General features: G+C 35.2%; 5 protein-coding genes and 1 pseudogene. 4 read left to right on the forward strand and 2 right to left on the reverse strand.

Annotation, left to right across the window (positions count from 1 at the left end):
• Nucleotides 1–72: 72 nt before the first annotated feature.
• Together DR017_RS03845 and DR017_RS03850 are read right to left on the reverse strand one after the other, a co-directional pair.
• A pseudogene (locus DR017_RS03845) lies at nucleotides 73–596 on the reverse strand (inorganic diphosphatase).
• 139 nt (nucleotides 597–735) lie between these two features.
• Nucleotides 736–1,599: a hypothetical protein gene (locus DR017_RS03850; protein ID WP_256587526.1), complete on the reverse strand. Its 864-nt coding sequence runs from the start codon at nucleotides 1,597–1,599 to the stop codon at nucleotides 736–738.
• A gap of 293 nt (nucleotides 1,600–1,892) precedes the next feature.
• Between DR017_RS03850 and DR017_RS14250 the strand changes: the two genes are divergently transcribed.
• The 4 genes from DR017_RS14250 (at nucleotide 1,893) to DR017_RS03860 (ending at nucleotide 3,413) form a co-directional block, all read left to right on the forward strand.
• Nucleotides 1,893–2,150: a hypothetical protein gene (locus DR017_RS14250; protein ID WP_256587527.1), complete on the forward strand. Its 258-nt coding sequence runs from the start codon at nucleotides 1,893–1,895 to the stop codon at nucleotides 2,148–2,150.
• Nucleotides 2,150–2,281 carry a hypothetical protein gene (locus DR017_RS14255; RefSeq protein WP_256587528.1) on the forward strand — a complete coding sequence of 44 codons (132 nt, stop codon included), beginning with the start codon at nucleotides 2,150–2,152 and terminating at the stop codon, nucleotides 2,279–2,281. The genes DR017_RS14250 and DR017_RS14255 overlap by 1 nt, the downstream gene beginning before the upstream one ends.
• 8 nt (nucleotides 2,282–2,289) lie before the next feature.
• The gene (locus tag DR017_RS14260; RefSeq protein WP_256587529.1) at nucleotides 2,290–2,811 is read left to right on the forward strand and encodes a hypothetical protein; all 522 of its coding nucleotides are present in this window, start codon (nucleotides 2,290–2,292) and stop codon (nucleotides 2,809–2,811) included.
• An 83-nt stretch (nucleotides 2,812–2,894) separates the two neighbouring features.
• Nucleotides 2,895–3,413, forward strand: a complete 519-nt coding sequence (locus DR017_RS03860) for an inorganic diphosphatase (RefSeq protein ID WP_002678814.1) — start codon at nucleotides 2,895–2,897, stop codon at nucleotides 3,411–3,413.
• The last annotated feature ends 70 nt before the right edge of the window (nucleotides 3,414–3,483 follow it).

Consider the following 3,483-nt stretch of genomic DNA (forward strand, 5'->3'; position numbering starts at 1 on the left):
TAAAGGCATTGGTCAATTTATTGATTAGGTAATGAGGCAATGAGTTGATTTGTACATCAACTCATTGCCTCATTAGTTTAGTTTTATTGAAAAATTTTTGCCACTATTGACATAGCGTTCTTTACATTCGTGATAAATTTTCACTGCTTCATTTAGATCACCCCAACCGTTGATCGCTACTTTCTTCTTTTCTAAATCTTTATATACGCTAAAGAAGTGTTCGATTTCTTTGATAAGGTGAGGGTTCAAATCATTGAGGTCGTTCATTTTATTCCATATTGGGTCGGAAACGGGTACGCAAATCACCTTTCATCAGGACCTTTTTCATCAGCCATGTGGAATACTCCTATAGGTTTAACTTCCATTACACAGCCAGGGAAAGTAGGTTCGGTTACTAATACGAGCACGTCTAACGGGTCGGAATCTAAAGCTAAGGTTTCGGGCACAAAGCCATAATCGGCAGGATACATCATTGATGAGAAAATCATACGATCGTAACGCACTTTGCGCAACTCAAAATCATACTCGTATTTATTGCGACTCCCTTTGGGAATTTCGATGAGTACATCAAAAGATAGTGATTTGTTTTCTGACATTTCTTTTTTATTCAATTAGTGTTTAGGGGGCAAAAGTAGTAAAAAAAGTGATATATACCCTATAAACCCTATTTTTTTTTGTTTTATAGTCTATTTGGTTTACTATTGAGATTTGTAAAGTTTATTTTGCCTTTTTCATTTATAAGCTCCTGTCCTGCAGATAGTTTTCCATACCAAAGACCATCAGACATATACCAATTAAGCGTTTTAAACTTCTATTTGGTTCACCTAAGAGGTGAGAGTAATAAGTAGAATAGCTATCAAACAAAGTGTTTCCGTTTTCAAATTCTTCTTTATAAAGAGCTAAGACATCGGTTATAGACATTGGTGTATTGAGGGTTACACTTCCAAAAGTAGGTGTTTTAAGGGTAATTTTGTTTATTCGCGTATTGTCGTCTGACGAAAGGCTTTCCCAAAAAGTAAAGACATCAGTTTGTGGAGCGAGTTCTGGTTTAAACAGATACAGCACAGGCGTTCCCTTGTAAATAGGCAAAGGGTAATCTTTGAGCATTTTGTTTATATTCACAGGTTCTTTACGGCTGATGAGAGGTTTTCTATTAAGTTCAGGCAGAGCATAATAGCGTACTTTTTGAGCTCCTACCACGGCATATTCTAAGGTAGTAGTAGAAGTGTTTTTTATCACCAGATAATCACTTCCTTTAGGCTGATAATCATAATAAGGTTCATTGTAGAGATGCCACCTATCTCTACCATTAGATTCGTATATACTGTCGTATTTTGCCATTACTTTCTCTCCTCCTATCACGAAAGGAGTAGTTTTGCGTTCTGTTATCACAGTATTTTCTTTATTCCCAGCGATATAAACCGAATAACTCACCTCAACTTCAGCAGGAGTGCCATCAGTAGTGTTCACGATGAGATAGTTGTGTTGCAAGAGTGCTTGTTTTTTTTCAGTTTGAAAATCGTCTTGTTTTTCACAATGGAATTGAAAACTGAAAATGATAGCTGTAAAAATGAATAATCGTTTGAAATATGTCTTCATCGTTTTCTTATTGTGTGACTACAAAAGTAGTATATTCTGTTTGATTAAGCAAATTATTTGTGTAATTGTGTGTGTTTTGTTATCTTTGCCACAAATTTAAGCGATGGAAGATAAAACACTTATAAAAAAAGTATTGATTGGTTTTGCAAGAACCAATCAATGCTTTTTTATAAGTGTTTTATCTTCCATCGCTTAAATTTGTGGCAAAGATAACAAAACACACACAATTACACAAATAATTTGCTTAATCAAACAGAATATACTACTTTTGTAGTCACACAATAAGAAAAACGATGAAGACATATTTCAAACGATTATTCATTTTTACAGCTATCATTTTCAGTTTTCAATTCCATTGTGAAAAACAAGACGATTTTCAAACTGAAAAAAAACAAGCACTCTTGCAACACAACTATCTCATCGTGAACACTACTGATGGCACTCCTGCTGAAGTTGAGGTGAGTTATTCGGTTTATATCGCTGGGAATAAAGAAAATACTGTGATAACAGAACGCAAAACTACTCCTTTCGTGATAGGAGGAGAGAAGTAATGGCAAAATACGACAGTATATACGAATCTAATGGTAGAGATAGGTGGCATCTCTACAATGAACCTTATTATGATTATCAGCCTAAAGGAAGTGATTATCTGGTGATAAAAACACTTCTACTACTACCTTAGAATATGCCGTGGTAGGAGCTCAAAAAGTACGCTATTATGCTCTGCCTGAACTTAATAGAAAACCTCTCATCAGCCGTAAAGAACCTGTGAATATAAACAAAATGCTCAAAGATTACCCTTTGCCTATTTACAAGGGAACGCCTGTGCTGTATCTGTTTAAACCAGAACTCGCTCCACAAACTGATGTCTTTACTTTTTGGGAAAGCCTTTCGTCAGACGACAATACGCGAATAAACAAAATTACCCTTAAAACACCTACTTTTGGAAGTGTAACCCTCAATACACCAATGTCTATAACCGATGTCTTAGCTCTTTATAAAGAAGAATTTGAAAACGGAAACACTTTGTTTGATAGCTATTCTACTTATTACTCTCACCTCTTAGGTGAACCAAATAGAAGTTTAAAAACGCTTAATTGGTATATGTCTGATGGTCTTTGGTATGGAAAACTATCTGCAGGACAGGAGCTTATAAATGAAAAAGGCAAAATAAACTTTACAAATCTCAATAGTAAACCAAATAGACTATAAAACAAAAAAAAATAGGGTTTATAGGGTATATATCACTTTTTTTACTACTTTTGCCCCCTAAACACTAATTGAATAAAAAAGAAATGTCAGAAAACAAATCACTATCTTTTGATGTACTCATCGAAATTCCCAAAGGGAGTCGCAATAAATACGAGTATGATTTTGAGTTGCGCAAAGTGCGTTACGATCGTATGATTTTCTCATCAATGATGTATCCTGCCGATTATGGCTTTGTGCCCGAAACCTTAGCTTTAGATTCCGACCCGTTAGACGTGCTCGTATTAGTAACCGAACCTACTTTCCCTGGCTGTGTAATGGAAGTTAAACCTATAGGAGTATTCCACATGGCTGATGAAAAAGGTCCTGATGAAAAGGTGATTTGCGTACCCGTTTCCGACCCAATATGGAATAAAATGAACGACCTCAATGATTTGAACCCTCACCTTATCAAAGAAATCGAACACTTCTTTAGCGTATATAAAGATTTAGAAAAGAAGAAAGTAGCGATCAACGGTTGGGGTGATCTAAATGAAGCAGTGAAAATTTATCACGAATGTAAAGAACGCTATGTCAATAGTGGCAAAAATTTTTCAATAAACTAAACTAATGAGGCAATGAGTTGATGTACAAATCAACTCATTGCCTCATTACCTAATCAATAAATTGACCAAT

Origin of the sequence: Capnocytophaga sputigena (assembly GCF_900446695.1) — a bacterium.
Taxonomy (GTDB): Bacteria; Bacteroidota; Bacteroidia; order Flavobacteriales; family Flavobacteriaceae; genus Capnocytophaga; species Capnocytophaga sputigena.